Source organism: Pseudomonas sp. MT3, from assembly GCF_054720805.1.
In genome coordinates this window covers 25,499-45,655 of sequence record NZ_JBTVPY010000008.1, presented here as the reverse complement: position 1 = coordinate 45,655, position 20,157 = coordinate 25,499, and the positions used below count along the sequence as shown (strand labels likewise).

General features: G+C 65.6%; 19 protein-coding genes. 11 read left to right on the top strand and 8 right to left on the bottom strand.

Annotation, left to right across the window (positions count from 1 at the left end):
* Positions 1-28: 28 nt before the first annotated feature.
* Positions 29-508, bottom strand: a complete 480-nt coding sequence (locus ACYCAX_RS10110; RefSeq protein WP_015479424.1) for an RNA pyrophosphohydrolase — start codon at positions 506-508, stop codon at positions 29-31.
* Positions 509-655: 147 nt separating this feature from the next.
* Here ACYCAX_RS10110 and ACYCAX_RS10105 point away from each other — a divergent pair, with 147 nt between their 5' ends.
* On the top strand, positions 656-1,312 hold the full coding sequence (locus ACYCAX_RS10105; RefSeq protein WP_294971889.1) for a histidinol-phosphatase: 657 nt from the start codon (positions 656-658) through the stop codon (positions 1,310-1,312).
* 136 nt (positions 1,313-1,448) lie between these two features.
* On the opposite strand, the gene ACYCAX_RS10100 is transcribed toward ACYCAX_RS10105, so the two are convergent.
* Entirely contained in the window at positions 1,449-1,916 is a 468-nt protein-coding gene (locus ACYCAX_RS10100; RefSeq protein ID WP_294971892.1) for a DUF2269 domain-containing protein, read from the bottom strand.
* A gap of 74 nt (positions 1,917-1,990) precedes the next feature.
* Positions 1,991-3,517, bottom strand: coding sequence for a threonine ammonia-lyase, biosynthetic (gene ilvA, locus ACYCAX_RS10095; protein ID WP_086009631.1), 1,527 nt, complete (start codon positions 3,515-3,517; stop codon positions 1,991-1,993).
* A gap of 189 nt (positions 3,518-3,706) precedes the next feature.
* Between ilvA and rpiA the strand changes: the two genes are divergently transcribed.
* The 3 genes from rpiA (at position 3,707) to ACYCAX_RS10080 (ending at position 6,942) form a co-directional block, all read left to right on the top strand.
* Complete coding sequence (rpiA, locus tag ACYCAX_RS10090) at positions 3,707-4,378, top strand: ribose-5-phosphate isomerase RpiA (protein ID WP_015479430.1); 672 nt, start codon at positions 3,707-3,709, stop codon at positions 4,376-4,378.
* A gap of 89 nt (positions 4,379-4,467) precedes the next feature.
* A complete protein-coding gene (locus ACYCAX_RS10085; protein WP_015479431.1) occupies positions 4,468-4,800 on the top strand; it encodes a YegP family protein in 333 nt (110 codons plus the stop codon).
* 198 nt (positions 4,801-4,998) lie between these two features.
* On the top strand, positions 4,999-6,942 hold the full coding sequence (locus ACYCAX_RS10080; RefSeq protein ID WP_460247908.1) for an autotransporter outer membrane beta-barrel domain-containing protein: 1,944 nt from the start codon (positions 4,999-5,001) through the stop codon (positions 6,940-6,942).
* An 18-nt stretch (positions 6,943-6,960) separates the two neighbouring features.
* Here the strand turns inward: ACYCAX_RS10080 and ACYCAX_RS10075 are convergent, their stop codons facing one another.
* Positions 6,961-7,890 carry an SdiA-regulated domain-containing protein gene (locus ACYCAX_RS10075; RefSeq protein ID WP_041712249.1) on the bottom strand — a complete coding sequence of 310 codons (930 nt, stop codon included), beginning with the start codon at positions 7,888-7,890 and terminating at the stop codon, positions 6,961-6,963.
* A 138-nt stretch (positions 7,891-8,028) separates the two neighbouring features.
* On the opposite strand from ACYCAX_RS10075, the gene ACYCAX_RS10070 reads away from it, so the two are divergent.
* The 7 genes from ACYCAX_RS10070 to ACYCAX_RS10040 all read left to right on the top strand — a co-directional run bounded on the left by ACYCAX_RS10070 (position 8,029) and on the right by ACYCAX_RS10040 (position 16,108).
* Positions 8,029-9,045, top strand: coding sequence for an AraC family transcriptional regulator (locus ACYCAX_RS10070; protein WP_460247907.1), 1,017 nt, complete (start codon positions 8,029-8,031; stop codon positions 9,043-9,045).
* A 309-nt stretch (positions 9,046-9,354) separates the two neighbouring features.
* Positions 9,355-10,404, top strand: coding sequence for an ABC transporter ATP-binding protein (locus ACYCAX_RS10065; protein ID WP_294971905.1), 1,050 nt, complete (start codon positions 9,355-9,357; stop codon positions 10,402-10,404).
* On the top strand, positions 10,401-11,315 hold the full coding sequence (locus ACYCAX_RS10060) for an ABC transporter permease (protein WP_015479436.1): 915 nt from the start codon (positions 10,401-10,403) through the stop codon (positions 11,313-11,315). Before ACYCAX_RS10065 ends, ACYCAX_RS10060 begins: the two co-directional genes overlap by 4 nt.
* Entirely contained in the window at positions 11,312-12,100 is a 789-nt protein-coding gene (locus tag ACYCAX_RS10055) for an ABC transporter permease (RefSeq protein ID WP_015479437.1), read from the top strand. The genes ACYCAX_RS10060 and ACYCAX_RS10055 overlap by 4 nt, the downstream gene beginning before the upstream one ends.
* Positions 12,101-12,143: 43 nt before the next feature.
* On the top strand, positions 12,144-13,193 hold the full coding sequence (locus ACYCAX_RS10050; protein ID WP_460247906.1) for an ABC transporter substrate-binding protein: 1,050 nt from the start codon (positions 12,144-12,146) through the stop codon (positions 13,191-13,193).
* A 396-nt stretch (positions 13,194-13,589) separates the two neighbouring features.
* Positions 13,590-14,975, top strand: coding sequence for an APC family permease (locus ACYCAX_RS10045; protein ID WP_460247905.1), 1,386 nt, complete (start codon positions 13,590-13,592; stop codon positions 14,973-14,975).
* A 101-nt stretch (positions 14,976-15,076) separates the two neighbouring features.
* Positions 15,077-16,108: a histone deacetylase family protein gene (locus ACYCAX_RS10040; protein WP_460247904.1), complete on the top strand. Its 1,032-nt coding sequence runs from the start codon at positions 15,077-15,079 to the stop codon at positions 16,106-16,108.
* Positions 16,109-16,279: 171 nt separating this feature from the next.
* On the opposite strand, the gene ACYCAX_RS10035 is transcribed toward ACYCAX_RS10040, so the two are convergent.
* From ACYCAX_RS10035 to ACYCAX_RS10020, 4 genes are all read right to left on the bottom strand, one after another.
* Entirely contained in the window at positions 16,280-16,657 is a 378-nt protein-coding gene (locus tag ACYCAX_RS10035) for a NirD/YgiW/YdeI family stress tolerance protein (protein WP_460247903.1), read from the bottom strand.
* A 118-nt stretch (positions 16,658-16,775) separates the two neighbouring features.
* A complete protein-coding gene (locus ACYCAX_RS10030; RefSeq protein WP_015479442.1) occupies positions 16,776-17,693 on the bottom strand; it encodes an SdiA-regulated domain-containing protein in 918 nt (305 codons plus the stop codon).
* An 82-nt stretch (positions 17,694-17,775) separates the two neighbouring features.
* Positions 17,776-18,441, bottom strand: a complete 666-nt coding sequence (locus tag ACYCAX_RS10025; protein ID WP_015479443.1) for a fumarylacetoacetate hydrolase family protein — start codon at positions 18,439-18,441, stop codon at positions 17,776-17,778.
* A 159-nt stretch (positions 18,442-18,600) separates the two neighbouring features.
* The gene (locus tag ACYCAX_RS10020; RefSeq protein ID WP_015479444.1) at positions 18,601-19,995 is read right to left on the bottom strand and encodes an FAD-binding oxidoreductase; all 1,395 of its coding nucleotides are present in this window, start codon (positions 19,993-19,995) and stop codon (positions 18,601-18,603) included.
* Positions 19,996-20,157: the final 162 nt, after the last annotated feature.

Genomic DNA, 20,157 nt, shown 5'->3' with positions numbered 1-20,157 from the left:
TCGGGGTCTAACTCCTTGAACTTGCGTGCTAGTCGCGCGCCAGGAGGCGCGGTGCCAATTCCTTCAGGGCCCGGCGGTAGACCTCGCGTTTGAAGGTCACGACCTGGCCGAGCGGGTACCAGTAGCTGACCCAGCGCCAGCCGTCGAACTCCGGTTTGCCGGTCACATCCATGCGCACCCGGCTTTCCTCGCCGGTCAGGCGCAGGAGGAACCATTTCTGCTTCTGCCCGATGCACAGCGGTTGGCTGTTGGTCCGAACCAGGCGTTGCGGCAGGCGGTAACGCAGCCAGCCACGGGTACAGGCAAGAATCCGTACGTCCTGTTCCTCCAGGCCGACTTCTTCGTTCAATTCGCGGAACAGCGCTTCCTCAGGGGTTTCGCGGGCGTTGATGCCACCCTGGGGAAATTGCCAGGCTTCCTGGTTGATTCGCCGTGCCCACAGTACCTGTCCGACATCGTTGCAAAGGATGATGCCGACATTGGGGCGAAAACCATCGGGATCGATCACGGCGGTACATCCTCGAAATCGCGTGTGCCCGCATTGTTCCACAAAGCTTGTGACAGCGGCAACGCGAGGCGCGGCGTCATGTGCAGGGCCGGCAAAAGCCGTTACTCTAGGCGACTTTCCAGCATTGGCAACCAACGGTAATTGAACGTGCGACTGGCTCTCTTCGATCTCGACAACACCCTACTGGCCGGCGACAGCGACCACAGTTGGGGCGAATGGCTGTGCCAGCGCGGGCTGGTGGATGCCGGCGAGTACCAGGCGCGCAACGATACCTTCTACGCCGACTACCTGGCCGGCACCCTGGACGTGTTCGCCTACCAGGCCTTCACCCAGGCCATCCTTGGCCGCAACAGCCTGGAGCAGTTGGCGATCTGGCACCGCCAGTTCATGGCAGAGGTGATCGAGCCGATCATCCTGGCCAAGGGCGAGGCCCTGCTGGCCGAGCACCGCGCCGCCGGCGACAAGCTGGTGATCATCACCGCCACCAACCGTTTCGTCACCGGCCCCATCGCCGAGCGCCTGGGCGTGGAAACGCTGATCGCCACCGAATGCGAAATGAAGGACGGTCTCTACACCGGCCGCACCTTCGACGTGCCCTGCTTCCAGGGCGGCAAGGTGACCCGCCTGCAGCGCTGGCTCGACGAAACCGGCCTGAAGCTGGACGACGCCTGGTTCTACAGCGACTCGCGCAACGACCTGCCGCTGCTGGAACGGGTGGCCAACCCGGTGGCCGTCGACCCCGACGACACCCTGCGCGCCGTCGCCAGCGAACGCGGCTGGCCGGTGATCAGCCTGCGCGGCTGAGAGCCTCGGAGGCCTTGCCGGCCATCCGCTGGAAGATCACCAGGAATACCAGGAACGCCGGCCAACCGGCGAGGCGCGCCATGAGGAAAGAGTGCGCAAGGGCCTGAGCATCTGGGTGACGCTCACGACAGGCGCATCAAACCGGTTTTCCGATCATCAGCACCAGAATCGCGACCACGCACAGCAGCGCCAGCACGAAGAAGACCAGGCCGAACTTCCACTGCCGCGCCGCGCCCGCAGAAATCGGCTCGCCACTGCTCTGTGCCACCAGCGCCAGCCCGCGGATACGCCACAAGCGGGTGGTGAACAGCAGCCAGAACAGCGTGGCGACGATCAGCAGGCAGGCGCTGCCCAGCAGCCAGGTCTGCCCCAGCGGCAGGCCTGCGCCGTGCACCATCTGCCAGCCGGTGACCGGCAGGCTGGCGATGCTGCCGGCGACCAGCACCCAGCCGGCCAGGCCGATACGTTGCAACGCCGTGGCGATCTTCCCGGCGTCGCCGCCGCGCCAGCTGCGCCAGCCGTACCAGGCCAGGCCGATGATCGCGAGGAACGGCAGCACTGCCGCGGCACCGTGGAGGATTCGGAAGGTCTGGTAGCTTTCCATGATCATGCGTTCCTGTGAACAATCCTGCGTTCAGCGAAGACTAGCACCCGCCGCGACGGCCCCGCTCCCCGGCGTCAGCCGAGGAACAGACGATAGGCCGGGTTGTCGCTTTCGTCCCAGTAGGGGTAGCCGATTTCTTCCAGCGCCTCGGCCACCAGGTGCTTCTCCTCGTCCGGCACCTGCAGGCCCGCCACCACGCGGCCATCGGCGGCGCCGTGGTTGCGGTAGTGGAACAGGGTGATGTTCCAGCGCCCGCCCAGGCGGTTGAGGAAGTTGAACAGCGCGCCCGGCCGCTCGGGGAACTCGAAGCGGAACACCTGCTCGCCGGAGACACGCGGAGAATGGCCGCCGACCATGTGGCGGATGTGCAGCTTGGCCAGCTCGTTGTCGGTCAGGTCCAGCACCGGGAAGCCCTGCTCCTGCAACTGCTGCACCAGCGCCGCGCGCGGGTCGTTCTCCGGGTGCGTCTGCACGCCGACGAAGATGTGCGCTTCGCTGTCGGTGTTGTAGCGGTAGTTGAACTCGGTGATCTGGCGCTTGCCGATGGCCTCGCAGAACGCCTTGAAGCTGCCCGGACGCTCGGGGATGGTCACCGCGATGATCGCTTCGCGCTTCTCGCCCAGCTCGGCGCGCTCGGCCACATGGCGCAGGCGGTCGAAGTTGATGTTGGCGCCCGAATCGATGGCCACCAGGGTCTGCCCACTGGCGCTCTCGCGCTCGACGTACTTCTTGATCCCCGCCACCGCCAGCGCCCCGGCCGGCTCGGTGATGGAGCGGGTATCGTCGTAGATGTCCTTGATCGCCGCGCAGATCTCGTCGGTACTGACGGTGATCACTTCATCGACATGCGTCTTGCACAGGTCGAAGGTGTGCTGGCCGATCTGTGCCACGGCCACGCCGTCGGCGAACAGCCCGACCTGCCCCAGCACCACGCGCTCGCCGGCGGCCATCGCGGCCTGCAGGCAATTGGAGTCATCCGGCTCGACGCCGATCACCTTGACGTCCGGGCGCAGGTATTTGACGTAGGCGGCGATACCGGCGATCAGGCCGCCGCCGCCGACCGGGACGAAGATCGCATCCAGGCGCCCCGGATGCTGGCGGAGGACTTCCATCGCCACGGTGCCCTGGCCGGCGATCACTTCCGGATCGTCGTAGGGGTGGATGTAGACGTAGCCCTTCTCTTCCACCAGCTTCAGCGAGTACGCCAGCGCCTCGGGGAAGGCGTCGCCGTGCAGCACGGCCTTGCCGCCACGGGCGCGCACGCCCTGCACTTTCAGCTCCGGCGTGGTGCGCGGCATCACGATGGTCGCCTTGATCCCCAGCTCGCGGGCCGCCAGCGCCACGCCCTGGGCATGGTTGCCCGCCGAGGCGGTGACCACGCCGCGCGCCAGTTCCTCCGGCGTCAGCTGTGCCAGCTTGTTGTAGGCGCCGCGAATCTTGAAGGAGAACACCGGCTGCAGGTCTTCGCGCTTGAGCAGAATCTGGTTGCCCAGGCGCTCGGAGAGCTGGCGGGCGGGCTGCAGGGGCGTTTCCACGGCAACGTCGTAGACACGCGAGGTGAGGATCTTCTTGACGTATTGTTCGAGCATCGGAAGGGCTATATCGGCGGCTTTTCGAGGAACCGCGAGTCTACTCCAGCCGGCACGGCGCGGGCCACCGAACAATCCGCGCGCAGATGACCATAACAGTTGCCCGGCGGCGCAACACCGGCGCGTCGTCGACCGCTATAATCCGCCCTTTCGACCATTCTCCGGCGCCGTTGCGCCCATCCAGGTAAGAAGACCCTCGCCATGAACCAGGATCAGCTCAAGCAGGCTGTGGCCCAGGCCGCCGTCGACCACATCCTTCCGCACCTCGACAGCAAGAGCATCGTCGGCGTGGGCACCGGCTCCACCGCCAACTTCTTCATCGACCTGCTGGCCAGGCACAAGGCCGAGTTCGACGGCGCCGTGGCCAGCTCCGAAGCCACCGCCGCCCGCCTGAAGGGCCACGGCATCCCGGTCTATGACCTGAACACCGTCAGCGAACTGGAGTTCTACGTCGACGGCGCCGACGAGACCAACGAGCGCCTGGAACTGATCAAGGGCGGCGGCGCCGCGTTGACCCGCGAAAAGATCGTCGCCGCGGTGGCCAAGGAATTCATCTGCATTGCCGACGCCAGCAAGCGGGTGCCGATGCTCGGCGGCTTCCCGCTGCCGGTGGAAGTCATCCCCATGGCCCGCAGCCACGTAGCGCGCCAGCTGGTGAAGCTGGGTGGCGACCCGGTGTACCGCGAGGGCGTGCTGACCGACAACGGCAACATCATCCTCGACGTGCACAACCTGCGCATCGACAGCCCGGTACAGCTGGAAGAGGCGATCAACAACATCGTCGGCGTGGTCACCAACGGCCTGTTCGCCGCGCGCCCGGCCGACCTGCTGCTGCTGGGCACCGCCGAAGGCGTGAAGACCCTCAAGGCCTGACCGCCAGGGCGCCATCTGCCCGATGGCGCCTTTCTTCCCGCTCGCGACCGTCTACGCTGGGAATACCAATCACCCAACGGAGAAACGGCATGGCCGGCAAGTTCCATCTCAAGAAGGCCAGTGATGGCCAGTTCCACTTCAACCTGCACGCCAGCAACGGCGAGATCGTGCTGACCAGCGAGCTGTACAAGGCCAAGACCTCGGCGCAGGACGGCATCGAGTCGGTGCGCAAGAACGCCCAGCGCGAAGGCGCCTTCGAGGTGAAGAGCGCCTCCAACGGCAAGCATTACTTCGTGCTCAAGGCCACCAACGGCCAGGTCGTCGGCCAGAGCCAGATGTACGCGAGCCTTGCCAATGCCGAGGGCGGCGTGGCCGCGGTGAAGCGCTACGCGCCAGAGGCCACGATCAGCGACGAAACCTGAAGCGCATCCTTTCGGAGTGCCTCGGACAACACGGCCGGCCCAACGGCCGGCCGTGTATCGCCATTGTTACAGCGAGGCGACACGTCCAGTCGCCCAGGCGTCAAATTCCGGCCATCTTCGGCGAAACGGTCCACATCCTGCTTTGCTCGGCGCACGCATCAAACGATGCGCGACTCAACCGACACAGAGGAAAGTGCCGTGTTCAAACCCTTAGCCGTTGCCGTCAGCCTTGGATGCGCCGCGCTGTCGGCCAATATCGACGCCTATGAATACGGGGACTACGCCGGGGACACCCTGGATACCCTGATCAACGACTATCCCGGGCGTTATCGCGGCACCACCAGCTTCGCCGGGGCCACCGCACTGATGCAGTCGCGCCTGGGCTTCGGCTACCAGACGCAGGTCCAGGACTTCACCTGGGCCGGCAACCGCAGCTCGCAGAACGTCATCGCCAGCGCGCCAGGCAGCAGCGGCCAGTTCGTGGTGCTGGGCGCCCACTACGACACCTACTACGGCCGCCCGACCCTGCAGGGCCTGGACGACAATGGCTCCGGGGCCGCCGTGCTGACCGAGATCGCCCGCAACCTGGGCGGCATTGCCCTGGAAAACGGCCTGGAAGTGGTCGGCTTCGGCGCCGAAGAGGAAGGCCTGCGCGGCTCCCGCGCCTACGTCGCCTCGCTCGGCGACGAGCAGCGCGCCAACCTGCTGGGGATGATCAACCTCGACAGCCTGGTCACCGGCGACAAGATGTACGCCCACGCCGGCTTCAACAGCGTCGACAACCCGGCGCTGGCCGCCTACCGCGAGCAGGTCCTGCGCATCGCCCAGGAGCTGAACATTCCGCTGCTCACCAATCCCGGGCTTGACCCGGCATACCCCACCGGCACCGGCTGCTGCAGCGATGGCGAGAGCTTCGAAGGCCTGAACGTGCCGGTACTGTTCGTCGAGGCGACCAACTGGGAACTCGGCGACCTGGACGGCTACATCCAGACCGACAACCCGGCCATCCCCGGCGGCGCCACCTGGCACAACCCGGCCCTGGACAACGAGCAGGTGCTCACCGGCGCCTTCGGCCAGGAACGCATCGACCAGCGCCTGCGCGACTTCTCGCGCCTGCTCACGCGCCTGCTGCTGGAGCTGACCAACGCCGACCTGCTGGCCTCCACCGCCTCCGGCGGCGCGATGGCGCGACAGATGGAAGACCAGTTGCAGCGCCAGCACCTGGCCCTTACCCGGCTGCATGACCGCCGCTGGCTAAGCCTGCTGGGCAGCACCCGCGCGGTGGGCAGCTTCGACGGCGAAGTCGGCGTGGAAGGCGAAACCACCCCGGAAAGCGGCTTCGACATGCCCGGCGACCCGCGCTCGCACCGCGCCGGCGTGCACCTGCTGGGCGACTACCGCGCCAGCGAGGCACTGACCCTCGGCGGCAGCCTGAGCTTCCAGCGCAGCCGCGACAACCTCGACCACAGCGCCCGCCTGGAAGCGGAAACCTGGCAACTGGGGCTCTACGGTCTGTTCAACGACGGCGGCCCGGCCTGGCTGGGCGGCGAACTGAGCGCCGGCTACAGCGACCTCGACAGCAAGCGCGCGGTCTACCTGCAGGCGAAGAACGGTCCCGTCCTGCTCGACCAGCGCCTCGACGGCGACACCAATGCCTGGTTCTGGGGCGCCCGCGTCGACGGCGGCTACGACTTCGATGTGGCCGGCATCAGGACCGGTCCGCAGGGCGGACTGGACTACGTGCACTACCGCATCGACGACTTCGACGAAGACGACGACCTGCGCACTGCGCTGGGCTTCGAGGAACAGGACTACGACTCGCTGGAGGCCAGCCTCGGCTGGGGCCTGCGCGGCGAACTGGCGCTGGGCAAGCGGATGGCCGTGAAACCCTACGCCAGCGTGCGCTGGGTGAAGGAACTGGAGGACGGCCGGCTGGACGACATCGCGCTGGCCGCCCTGGGCGATGGCCGCACCCGCGAGGCCGACCTGGGCGATGTGGACAAGGATTTCGGCCGCGCCCAGGCCGGCGCGTTGCTGGCCGTCTCCGAGCAACTGGGCGTGTTCGCCGAGGCCAATACGCGCTTCGCCCACAGCGAAGGCAGCCAGGCGTCCTATTCGCTCGGGGTGCAGTGGCAGTTCTGAGGAAGGAGTCGGGGACGCTCAGGGCGTTCCCGTCTCACGCTTCTTGAACACGTAGAACAGGTTGGGTTCGCTGACCAGGTACAGCGTGCCGTTGTCGTCCAGGGTGATGCCCTCGGCCTGCGGCACGCTGCGGCGCAGTCCGTGCATGCCGCGCCGCAGCGACAGCGAGCTGATCGGCTCGCCATCCGCGCTCAGTTCCAGCACCAGCCGCGACTCGTCGGACAGCGCCAGCAGGTGCCCGCTGCGCTCGTCGTACTGCAGGCTGGACAGGTCGCGGACGAACAGGTTGCGGTTGTGCCGCAGGTCGTCCACCACGTGCACGGCAAAGGGTTCGCCGGCCTGCGCCAGGGGGAAGCCGCGCACCTCGTAGATGCGCACCGGATCGCGCTCCTTGGCGACGAACAGGCGCTTGCCGACCGAGTCGTAGGCCAGCCCCTCGAAGCCCTTGTTGCCACCACGCCCGAGGGCCAGCGACAGTTGCTGGGCCTCGCTGGCATCGACGTGCGTGGTGTCGTCGCGCAGGGTCACCTGGAACAGGCGCTGGCGGCGCTCGTCGCTCAGCACGTAGACATCCTTGCTGATGTACTCGATGGCCTCGGTGTCGCCGAAGTCCTCCAGGCTGATCTTGCGCAGAACCCGCCCCTCCAGCGACAGCTCGATGATCTGCGCCGGCTGGTTGGTCACGCTGAAGAGGGTCTGGCGGTCGGGGTCGTAGGTCAGCGCCGAGACATCGTCGTCCAGCCCCTCGATCGGCTGCGCCTCCAGCACCACCCGGTAGTCCGGCAGCCACAGCGACTGCTCGCGCCAGACCTCGGCGTGACGCCACTCCTCGACGGCGAACCAGGCCCGCTCATAGACGCGCAGGACCTGCCCCAGCCAGAGCAACAGCGCCAGTGCGAGCAGCAGCAGTGCGGCGATCAGGCGACGAGGGGTGAGCAGGCGGCGCATGGAGGACTCGATGATCTCGGAAGGGCCGCGCAGCTTCGCAGCCACGGCTGAAGCCAAACTTAAAGGCGGCGATGGAAATGCCCGCAGGCTAGAGTCAGGTTAGCGCAAGACCGATCGATCATCCGCAAAGGTGTACCGATGCCCGCGTCCCTGCTTCCCGAACAACGCCAGCAAGCCACCCTGCATACCGTGGTGCTGGCCACCGAGGTGCTGCATCACGCGGGCGTGCCGCGCCAGCGGCTATTGGAAGGCAGCGGCATCGACGAAGCGGACCTGCTGACCCCGCACAAGCTCATCACCCATGCCCAGGAACTGCGGGTCTTCGCCAACGCCCTGGGCTGCCACCGCGATCCGGCGCTGGGCCTCTACCTCGGCCTGCGCATGCATGTCTCGGCGTACGGCATCCTCGGCTACAGCATGCTCGCCAGCCGCACCCTGCGCGATGCACTGCAACTGGCGCTGTCCTTTCCCGACCTGCTCGGCACCTATTTCCGGCTGGCGCTGCAACCGCAGGGCGACGAGGTCCGATTTACCGCCGACGGCTACCGCTACGCACCGGAGCTGACGGTGTTCAACACCGAACTGTGCCTGACCTCGCTGCTCACGGTGATCCGCGACCTGCTCGGCGAGTCGGTGCGTCCACGTCGCCTGTTGCTGGCTTATCGACCGCCGCTGCACGCCGCCACCTATACCGAGCGCCTGGGCTGCCCGGTGGAGTTTGGCGCGCCGACCAGCGCCCTGTGCTTCAGCCCGGCGCTGCTCGACCGCCCGTTGCCGCTGGCCGACCCGGTGAGCTGCCACAACGGCGTGCAGCAGTGCCTGCGCATGAGCGCGACGCTCAGCAGTCGCGGCGATGTGATCGAACAGTTGCGCCAGCACCTGGCCAGCCATCTGCAGGACACTGCCAGCCTGGACGCCGTGGCCCGGCACCTGCACCGCTCCACCCGCACCCTGCGCCGCCACCTGCAGCAGCAGAACACCAGTTATCAACAGGTGCTCGACGAGGTGCGCTTCGACCGTGCCCGGCAGTTGCTCAAGGACACCGACCTGCCGATCTACCTGATCGCCGAGCAGCTCGGTTACAGCGAGACGGCCAGCTTCCGTCATGCGTTCCAGCGTTGGAGTGGGTCGAGTCCGAGCCTGTACCGGGGCTGAAGCACCGCCGTCATCCCCCCTGTAGGAGCGAGCTTGCTCGCGAATCGCATGCGCACCGAGCTCCCGGGAAATTCGTTCGCGAGCAAGCTCGCTCCTACAAAGAGCCGGAACTCCGCACGACATCTCCTGACGCCCGGAATCCCGTGCCCCAAAAGCGATTTTCAACTTGGCCTGATTTATCCCTTATTGGCCTGATCTATCGTTCTGCGCGTCCCAGCCCTTGGTCATTATCAATCCGCAGCTAGGTGAAACGGTCCTAGAAACCGTAAAACCTCAACAATAACAACTGCTTAACTGCACGGTACGAGCATGACCAGCGCGATCACCATCGAGCGGATATGCATGGAGTTCGGTACACCCGGACAAGGCCTCAAGGCCCTGGACGACGTGTCACTGGAAATCCGCGCCAATGAGTTCTTCACCCTCCTCGGGCCTTCGGGCTGCGGCAAGACCACCTTGCTGCGACTGATCGCCGGCTTCGAACAACCTTCCTCCGGCAGCATCCGCCTCTACGGCGACGCGATGGAAGGCCTCCCGCCCTTCAAGCGCCCGGTCAACACCGTCTTCCAGAGCTACGCCCTGTTCCCGCACATGACGGTGGCCCAGAACATCGCCTTCGGCCTGGAAATGCAGGGCAAGCAGCGTGGCGACATCGACGCCACCGTGCAGAAGATGCTCGACCTGGTGCGCCTGCCGGACGTGGGCAACCGCCGCGCCGACCAGCTCTCCGGCGGCCAGCAACAGCGCATCGCCCTGGCCCGCGCGCTGGCCAGCCGACCCAAGGTGCTGCTGCTCGACGAATCGCTCTCGGCGCTGGACCTCAAGCTGCGCAAGGAAATGCAGATCGAGCTCAAGCGCCTGCAGCACGAGACCGGCATCACCTTCATCTTCGTCACCCACGACCAGGAAGAAGCCCTGACCATGTCCGACCGCATTGCGGTGATGAGTCGCGGCAAGGTCATGCAGATCGGTACGCCCACGGAAATCTACGAAGCGCCGGTCAACCGCCTGGTGGCCGACTTCATAGGCGAGACCAACTTCCTCGAAGGGGAATCCAGCGGCGACAGCGTGCGCCTGCCCGACGGCCAACTGCTGCCGGCGGCCACCACCCTGCCCGGCAAGGTGACCCTGGCGATCCGCCCGGAACGCACCGAGCTTGCGCTGGATGGCCAGCTCGAGGGCGTGGTGGAGAACATCGTCTACGTCGGCACCGACACCGTGTACCACCTCAACGTCGCCGGTCAGGGCGGCTTCCGCGTCCGTCAGCAGAACCGTGACGGCGCCCATTCCACCCACGCCCCGGGCGCACGGGTACGGGTTCGCGTGCCCGCCACCGCCATCCGGGTGCTGGCCGAATGAGCACACTGCGCGCACAAGCCGAACGCAAATCGCTGCTCAATCGCCTGGCCCTGACCAGCCCGGCGATGATCATGCTGGTGGTGTTCCTCGTCGTGCCGCTGGGCATCATGTTCGCCGTGTCGATCCAGGCACCGGGGGACTACGGCGGCGTGAAATGGGGCCAGCACAGCGTCGAGGCCTACATCAACTTCCTCTGGGAACGCGACCTGGACGACAGCCTGGCGTTCAACGCCGACTACCTGGGCATCTTCCAGCGCTCGTTCTGGCTGTCGGTCCTGACCACCCTGGGCTGCCTGCTGATCGGCTTCCCCACCGCGCTGTACCTGGCGCTGCAGGACGAGCGTCGGCGCAACCTGCTGCTGTTCCTGGTCACGGTGCCGTTCTGGACCAACCTGCTGGTGCGGGTCTACGCCTGGATCCTGCTGCTGCGCAACGGCGGGCTGATCGACGAGGGGCTGCACGGGCTGGGCTTTGCCAATGCATCGCTGGGCCTGCTCTATACCGACAACGCGGTGATCATCGGGCTGCTCTACACCTACCTGCCGTTCATGGTGCTGCCGGTCTATACGAGCCTGGAGAAGATGGACTGGCGCCTGGTGGAAGCGGCCTTCGACCTGGGCGCCAACCGCTGGAAGGCACTCAGGCGGATCATCATCCCGCTGGCCATGCCTGGCATCGTCGCCGGCTGCATCCTGGTGTTCATCCCCTCGCTGGGCAGCTACATCATTCCCGAGCTGCTGGGGGGCGGTAAGTCGCTGATGATCGGCAACCTGATCCAGCTGCAGTTCGGCACGGCACACAACTGGCCGTTCGGCGCGGCGCTGTCCTTCGCCCTGCTGGCCTTCGTGCTGCTGGCGATGCTGATCTACAGCATGCGCTTCAAGCAGGGCGGCGCGGGAGGTCATCCATGAAGTCGGCCAATCCGCTCTGGCGCTTCACCGGGGTCAGGCCCGCCGCCTGGCTGTTCTTCGCCTTCCTCTACGTCCCGATCATCGTGCTGGTGGTATTGAGCTTCAACAGCGGGCAGTCGGCGACGCTGTGGGAGAGCTTCAGCTTCAAGTGGTACGCCGTGGTGGCCGATGACCCGGAAATCCTCCGCGCGGCGAAGAACTCGCTGATCGTCGCCAGCCTCGCCACCCTCATCGCCACCTCGCTGGCCACCCTCGCCGCCCTCGGCATGCGCGGTCGTACCTTCCGGGGCCAGGGCCTGATGAGCGGCGTGCTGGGCCTGCCGCTGCTGGTGCCGGAGATCGTCACCGCCGTCGCGACCCTGATGTTCTTCGCCTTCATCGGCCTGAAGCTGTCGCTGTTCACCATCCTGCTGGCGCACATCGTGTTCTGCATTCCCTTCGCCTACCTGCCGATCCGCGCCCGACTCGAAGGCATGGACCCCAGACTGGCGGAAGCGGCGGCGGACCTCTATGCCTCGCCGTGGAAGACCTTCTGGAAGGTGACCTTCCCCCTGCTGACGCCGGGGATAGTGTCCGGGGCGATGCTGGCGTTCATCATCTCGATGGACGATTTCGTCATCACCTACTTCGTCGCCGGCGCCGGGGCCACCACCCTGCCGGTGTACATCTTCAGCTCCATCCGCATGGGGATTTCCCCGAAGATCAACGCCATATCTTCAATAATACTGTTAATTTCCATCGCGTTCGTTGCGTTGTCGTACTACGTCGGCCAGCGTCGCCGCTGACCTCCTGCCGCCAAGCAAAACAACATTGCAAGGAGCTTCACCGATGAAATTCCGCCGTACCCCCATCGCCCGCGCGCTCGTCGCCGCCAGCCTGCTGCTGGCCGGTAGCGCCCATGCCGAAGGCACCCTGCACTTCGCCAACTGGTCGGACTACTTCCCGCCGGAGCTGCTGAAGAAGTTCGAGAAGGACACCGGCATCCACGCCACCCTGGACTCCTACGACAGCAACGAAACCCTGCTGGCCAAGCTCAAGGCCGGCGGCGGCGCCTACGACGTGGTGGTGCCGTCGGACAGCTTCATCGAGATCTTCGTCAAGGAAGGCCTGCTGCAGAAGCTCGACAAGGCGCAGTTGCCGAACCTGGCCAACCTCAAGGACAAGTTCAAGACCCTGGCCTACGACCCGGGCCACGACTACACCGTACCCTACCTGTGGGGCACCACCGGCTACAGCTACGACAGCGCCAAGGTCCCCGGCGGCAAGCTGGAGGAAAGCTGGAAGCCGTTCTTCGAGCCGCCGGCCGAGCTGAAGGGCAAGGTGGTGGCGCTCAACTCCATCGAGGAGCTGTATGCCCCGGCGTCCTATTACCTGGGCATCGACGAGTGCACCGAGGACCCGAAGGAAGCGGCGAAGATCCAGGACCTGCTGCTCAAGCAGAAGCCGATGCTGGCGATGTACAACAGCGACGGCACCATCGAGCGCATGGCCGCCGGTGAAGTCTCCATGCACCAGCAGTGGAACGGCGCCTTCCACCGCGCCCACGCCCAGCGCGCCAGCCTGGTCTACGTCTATCCGAAGGAAGGCATCCGCCTGTTCATCGACAACCTGGCCATTCCCAAGGACGCCACCAACATCAAGGAAGCCCACGTCTTCCTGAACTGGATGATGCAGCCGGAAAACATTGCCGCCGCCTCCAACTTCGCCAAGTACAACAACGCCATCGAAGGCTCGGACAAGTACATGGAGAAGGAGCTGTTCGACGACCCGGCGATCAACACCCCGGCCGACAAGCTGGACCGCCTCAAACCCTTCCAGCTGTGCTCGCCCAAGGCGCTGCAACTGCGCTCCAAGGTGTGGACCAAGCTGAAGAAGTGATCCGCGGATTCCCCGGCGCGGCGGTGCGCGCCGGGGAATCCTGACAGCCAATTTGGCCATTTCGATCCCTTTTTGACCCTTTGCAGGGTTCTGCCCGGCCCCCTCGGTTGCTAGAGTCGGGCGGCTCGCGCAGGGAGCGGCTGGAAAGGCGGCCAGCTCCGGCGCCACCTGACTGGCGCAGGAAAATCCCAAGGGAACGCGAGCGCGTTATCCACAAGAACAAAGTCCCCGAGAACGCCCATGACCAGCTTTTGCGTCACCCTGCTGCACAGCCCTTCATTCCTCGCCCGTCGTCGCTGCTGCGGCTGATCCGCAGCCCGACGACAACCGGGCGGCCGCCGATCGCCGTCCCATCGCGCTCCCTACAAAAGCCAGAACAATCGCGAGGAATCCCCAATGGCCAGCCAACACAGCGCCAGCACTGCACACACCATCAAGGGTGACGCGGCCTCCGCCGACGCCCGCCTGAAACGCGTCCTGGGCCTGCCCGCCCTGGTCTTCTTCGGCCTGGTCTACATGGTCCCGCTGACCATGTTCACCACCTATGGCGTGGTCACCGAGATGACCGGCGGGCGTACCGCCAGCGCCTACCTGATCACCCTGCTGGCGATGCTGTTCACCGCCGCCTCCTACAGCTTCATGGTGCGCAAGTACCCCATTGCCGGCTCGGCGTACTCCTACACCAGCCTGAGCTTCGGCCCGGCGGTCGGCTTCCTGTCCGGCTGGTCGCTGCTGCTCGACTACCTGTTCCTGCCAATGATCAACTACCTGCTCATCGGCCTGTTCATGAACATCGCCTTCCCGGAAGTCCCGGCCTGGGTGTTCGTGGTCGCCTCCATCACCCTGGTCACCGTGCTCAACGTGGTCGGCATCAGCCAGGTGGCGGGCATGAGCAACGTCATCGTCGGCGCTCAGCTGGTGTTCATCGTGGTGTTCGTGGTGATGTCGATCAAGAGCCTGGCCGGTGGCGCCGCGATCGACTTCAGCCTGCCCTTCGTCGGTGACGGCAGCCAGCCCGGCTTCGCCCCGCTGATGGCTGGCGCCGCAGTGCTCTGCCTGTCGTTCCTGGGCTTCGACGCCGTCTCGACGATGGCCGAGGAAACCCGTGACGCCCGCCGCGACATCCCGCGCGCGATCATCATCACCACTGTCATCGCCGGCCTGATGTTCACCCTGCTGGCGATCATCAGCCAGCTGGTGTTCCCCGGCAGCGTATTCCAGAACGCCGACTCGGCGGCCAATGAGGTGATGCTCAAGGCCGGCGGGCAGTTCCTGACCAACTTCTTCACCGCCGCCTACATCGCCGGCTGCATCGGCTCGGCGCTGGCCTCACAGGCCTCGGTGTCGCGCATCCTGTTCACGATGGGCCGCGATGGCATCCTGCCGCGCAGCCTGTTCGGCGTCCTCCACGCGCGCTTCCAGACCCCGGTGGTGGCGATCCTGGTGGTCTCGGCGGTTTCCCTGCTGGCCATCGTGCTGGACCTGACCACCCTCGCCTCGATGATCAGCTTCGGCGCCCTGGTGGCCTTCTCCGTGGTCAACCTGGCGGTGATCCGCACCTACCTGGGCGTCGAACGCCGCCGCGGCGCCGGCAACCTGCTGAAGTACGGGCTGATTCCCTTCATCGGCCTGTGCCTGACCCTGTGGCTGTGGACCAGCCTGTCGCAGCTGACCCTGATCGTGGGCCTGAGCTGGTTCGCCATCGGCTTCACCTACCTGGCGCTGCACACCGGCGGCTTCCGCCGCAAGGCGCCGAGCGTGAACTTCGAGGAAAACGCCTGACCCTGTGTTCGACGCGGCGCCGGGCCATGCCCATTGCTGCGTTGAACGCGACCCGACAACCGGAACCAGCGGGCGCCATCCGGCGCCATGAGGAGCGCGTGATGTTGACGATCTACACCGACGACCATCGCTTGCACCACGGTCAGCACGAGCTGATCGGCGGCCAGTTCACTCCCTGCTTCGAAAAGCCCAGCCGCGCCGACATGGTGCTGGACCGGGTCAAGGCGGTGAAACTGGGCGACATCCAGCCGCCGCGCGACTTCGGGCTGGAGCCGATCCTGCGGGTGCACGACGAAGGCTTCGTGCGCTTCCTGCAACACGCCTGGCGCGACTGGCTGGCCACCGGCCGCACCCACGACATGCTGCCCATCGCCTGGCCCACCCGGCGCCTGCGGCAGAAGGAGCCCGACAGCATCGACGGCCGCCTGGGCTACTACTCCTTCGACGCCGGCGCACCGATCACCGCCGGCACCTGGCAGGCGATCACCAGCTCGGTGAACGTCGCCATGACCGGCCAGGCCGAACTGGCCAAGGGCGCGCGCTCGGTGTTCTCCCTCTGCCGTCCGCCGGGCCACCACGCCTCGGCGGACTTCATGGGCGGCTACTGTTTCCTCAACAACGCCGCCATCGCCGCCCAGTCGATCCTCGACCAGGGCGCCAGCCGGGTGGCCATCCTCGACGTGGACTACCACCACGGCAACGGCACCCAGGACATCTTCTACGACCGCGCCGACGTGCTGTTCACCTCGATCCACGGCGACCCGCGCTTCGAGTACCCGTACTTCCTCGGCTACGCCGACGAGAAGGGCGAGGGTGTGGGCGAAGGTTTCAACTTCAATTACCCGCTGGCCTCGGGCAGCGACTGGTCGGTGTGGAGCCTGGCGCTGCAGGCGGCGATCCGGCAGATCTCGGCGTACAAGCCCGACGTGCTGATCGTCTCGCTGGGCGTGGACACCTTCAAGGAGGACCCGATCTCCCAGTTCAAGCTGGACAGCCCGGACTACCTGCGCATGGGCGAAGCCATCGGCAAGCTGGGCCTGCCGACCCTGTTCGTCATGGAGGGGGGGTACGCGGTGGAAGAGATCGGCATCAACGCGATCAACGTGCTGCAGGGTTTCGAAAGCTTCGGTTGAGGGCTGTTCTGTAGGAGCGAGCTTGCTCGCGAACCGCATCCCACCGATCAATCCGACGTGCGCGGAGGGCTGGTTCGCGAGCAAGCTCGCTCCTACAAAGATCAAATGCCAAAAGCAAAAAAGCCGTGCCGGGGATGGGGTTCCCGGCGCGGCTTTTTTATCGAGAGCGGATTACTGGAGGAGTTCGACGCGGTCCACGTCGATATCGGTGGCCTTCTGCCGGTGGTGGTCAACCTCGCCGGTCAGACGCACCTTGGTGTTCTCGGAGACCGAGGCGCCGGCCGGCCAGTCGTCGTGGTCGATCTCGACCTGGATGCTGCCGGTGGCATCCTTGAACTCGTAGTGCTCACCGCCGATGCGCTTGGTGATGACGCCTTCGAGCACCACCGGGGTATCGTCGGCGGCGGACTGCGCCTGCTTGACCGTGGTGATCTGCGCGGCGGCGGCAACGGGCTTGGCATCGCTGCCCGGTCCGGTGTAGCCGGCGGCCAGGGTGAGGGTGGAGAACAGACCAGCGGCAGCGATCAGGGGGAGATGACGAAGTTTCATGGAAGTGCCTCCTGCGGCGTTTTCGATGGAGTCAGCTTAGTGCCAGTGGCTGAAATCAGCCTGAATCCGGACTTAACCCAACCTTAAAGCCATCCGACCTGCACTCCCCCGCTCTGGATCAATCTGTTTTGGCGGTCGGCTCGCGCTTGAACACGTAGAACAGGTCCGGCTCGCTGACCATGTAGATGGTGCCCTGCTCGTCGATGGCTACGCCCTCGGCGCGCGGGATGCGGTCGTCCAGGCCGTTGAGCCCGCCGAGCAGGCTGATGAAGCTGATTGGCTCGCCTTTCTCGTCCAACTCCAGCAGCAGATGCGATTCCGCCGACAGCACCAGGGTGTGCCCGGTACGCGGGTCGATGCTCAGAGCCGAGACATTAGTCATCAACAGATCGCTGGGCAGCGGCTGCAGCGCACCGCTCAGGTGGGGGCCGCCGTCACTGGCGAGGGTGAACAGCGCCAGCGGGTCACGCTCCTGCCCCAGCACCAGTCGATGCTGCCGCGGGTCCCAGGCGATGCCCTCGATACCCTTGTTCTTCTTCCCGCGCTCGCCCAGGTCGAAGCTGGAGAGCTTGGCGGTGCTCAGCTCACGGGTCTGCGGGTCGATATGGAAGATGGTCAGGGAGTTCTGGCGTTCGTCGGTCACGGCGACATTGCCGCTCTCCAGTACCGCAACGCCCTCGGGGTTCGACATGCCCAGCAGCGGGATCACCCGCAGCACATCACCGGTGAGCGACAGCTCGGCCAGCAGCGGCTTCTTGCCGGTGACGGTGAACAGGGTGCGGGTCACCGGGTTGTAGGCCAGGTCGGAGGTCTCCTGTCCTTCGAGGCCACCCTTGAGCGGCTTGGCCTGTATCACCGCGCGGTAACCGGGCAGCCAGACGCTTTCCGAGCGCGCCTGGGCACTGGTGTCCTGCTCGCGCAACCAGAGGCGAGCGCGGTCATCCCAATGGAAGCGGGAAGTCAGGTAGCCGAGGATCACCAGGACGAACAGCAGAGCCAGCAGCAGCCAGCGTGGACGAAGGATGGACATGGTCATGACGACTCTTGTTGGTCAGCACGGCAAGGTACCCCGCAACAAGCGAAGGCCGCACAAACGGCGGCCTTCGGCGGGACAACGGTTAAAGCACGCGGCTTTCGAAACGGCTGGCGCCGGGAAGTTCCAGCACCACGGCGCTGCCGCTCTTGAGCGGGCCGACGCCCACCGGCGTGCCGGTGGACACCACATCCCCCGGCTGCAGCGAGAAGTGCCCGCAGATGTGCTGGATCAGCGGCACGATGGGGTTGAGCATGTCGCGGCTGTTGCCGTCCTGGCGGACTTCACCGTCGATCTCCAGGCGGATGCCGATGTCGGTCGGGTCCGGGAAGTGGTCGGCGCTGACGAAGGGCGCCAGCACGAAGGCGCCGTCGAAGGACTTGGCCAGCTCCCACGGCAGGCCCTTTTCCTTCAGCTTGGCCTGCACGTCGCGCAGGGTCAGGTCCAGCGCCGGGGCGTAGCCGGAGATGGCATCCAGCACTTCCTCGGTGCTCGGCTTGCGCGACAGCGGCTTGCCGATCAGCACGGCGATTTCCGCCTCGTAGTGGACCGAGCCGCGGTCTTCCGGGATGGCGAAGCCGCCCGCGTGGGAGACGGTGCAGGAACCGGGCTTGATGAACAGCAGCGGCTCGGTCGGCACCGGGTTGTTCAGTTCCTTGGCGTGCTCGGCGTAGTTGCGGCCGACGCAGACCACCTTGCCCAGGGTGAAATGGATCGGGGTGCCGTCGACATACTGATGCTGGTAACTCATGACCGACTCCTGAACGCATGGAAGAGTGAGCCGCGCGGGGCTCGTGGTTCCGCGCGGTTGCCCGCATCCTGCCGGCGCACGCGCCACTTCCCGTGGCGCTGACGTGCGAAGGGCCGGCCCCTCTATCCAAAGAACCGGCCCTCCTGTGTATGCGTCGGCTTACTCGGCGAAGATCTTGCCGGGGTTCATGATCCCGTTCGGATCGAACACCGCCTTGACCGCCTTCATGTAGCCGATTTCAGCCTCCGAGCGAGAGTACCCCAGGTAATCGCGCTTGGTCATGCCCACGCCGTGCTCGGCGGAAATCGAGCCGTTGTACTTCTGCACGGTCTCGAACACCCACTTGTTGACGGTGGCGCACTTGCCGAAGAACTCGTCCTTGGACAGGTTCTCGGGCTTGAGGATATTCAGGTGCAGGTTGCCGTCGCCGATATGGCCGAACCACACCACTTCGAAGTCGGGGTAATTGGCTTCGACGATGGCATCGATGTCCTTGAGGAAGGCCGGGACCTTGCCGACGGTCACCGAGATGTCGTTCTTGTAGGGCGTCCAGTGGGAGATGGTCTCGGAGATGTACTCGCGCAGCTTCCACAGGTTCTGCAGTTGCTGCTCGCTCTGGCTCATCACGCCATCCAGCACCCAGCCCTGCTCCACGCAATGCTCGAACGTGGCCAGTGCCTCGTTGGCCACTTCCTCGGTGCTCGCCTCGAACTCCAGCAGGGCATAGAACGGGCAGTCGGTCTCGAAGGCCGGCGGCACGTCGCCACGGGCCATGACCTTGGCCAGCGCCTTGTCGGAGAAGAACTCGAAGGCAGTCAGGTCCAGCTTGCTCTGGAAGGCGTGCAGCACCGGCATGATCGAGTCGAAGTCCGGGGTGCCGAGGACCATCGCGGTGAGGTTCTTGGGCGTACGCTCCAGGCGCATGGTGGCCTCGACCACGAAGCCCAGGGTGCCTTCGGCGCCGATGAACAGCTGGCGCAGGTCATAGCCGGTGGCGTTCTTGATCAGGTCCTTGTTCAGTTCGAGCAGGTCGCCCTTGCCGGTGACGACCTTCATGCCGGCCACCCAGTTGCGGGTCATGCCGTAGCGAATGACCTTGATACCGCCGGCATTGGTGCCGATGTTGCCGCCAATCTGGCTGGAACCCGACGACGCGAAGTCCACCGGGTAGTACAGGCCGTGCTCTTCGGCGAAGGTCTGCAGCTGCTTGGTGATCACGCCCGGCTGGCAGACCACGGTGCGGTCGAATTCGTTGAATTCCAGCACCTTGTTCATGTAGTCGAAGGCCACGACCACCTCGCCGTTGGCGGCGACGGCGGCGGCGGAGAGACCGGTACGGCCACCCGAGGGAACCAGCGCGACCTTGTGCTCATTGGCCCAGCGGACGATGGCCTGGACCTGCTCGGTACTCTTGGGGAAGGCGATCGCCAGGGGCGCCGGGGCGAAATGCTTGGTCCAGTCCTTGCCGTAGGTATCGAGGGAATCGGCGTCTGTCAGCAGCTTCCCGGCGTCCAGCAGGGGCTTGAGCGATTCGATCAGGGCGTCGCGGGTCATTGGAGGAACTCTCAAATGGTTCATGGTCGTCCTGAGAACAGCTCAGGTCGCAACCGGGCAAGGAAAAGGGAGAACATGCTAGCATACGCACCCCAGACAGATCGCCACTTGGCGCCGAGCTGCCTGGCACCGGCCGGTCCGGCCTGAGCTGTTCAATTTCTC